This is a genomic window from Vibrio splendidus 12E03 (assembly GCF_000272105.2).
Taxonomy (GTDB): domain Bacteria; phylum Pseudomonadota; class Gammaproteobacteria; order Enterobacterales; family Vibrionaceae; genus Vibrio; species Vibrio splendidus_I.
This window is the reverse complement of record NZ_AJZD02000281.1, coordinates 1-284: the sequence shown is the minus strand read 5'-3', so window position 1 is coordinate 284 and position 284 is coordinate 1. Positions and strand designations below refer to the sequence as shown.

Sequence of the window (284 nt, the reverse complement as noted above, 5' to 3'; positions counted from 1 at the left end):
ACGACGAAATTCATCAAAGTCACGGCAGTGAGTTTCTGCGTCGTCGATTGTCAGAGATTCATATTCAGAAAGTAGTAAATCGCAGAGTCCATCACGCCAACGTTTTTCGACTTTTTTATGGCAATAGGCGAGCGCCTTCCAATCGCCATGTGAATTTATTCCCCCCAGGGGCGCAGATACATGAACATGAGGATTCCAAATTAAACGTCTTCCAAAGGTATGTAGTGCGCAGAAAATCCCAATTTCTAGCCCTACCTGCTTTGCTGCATAAAGAAGATTGTCGA

At 44.4% G+C, this 284-nt stretch carries 1 protein-coding gene; it reads right to left on the bottom strand.

The features are described 5' to 3' along the window. A partial coding sequence (locus A142_RS17710; protein ID WP_019825104.1) for a transposase occupies positions 1 to 284 on the bottom strand: 284 nt, incomplete at both ends.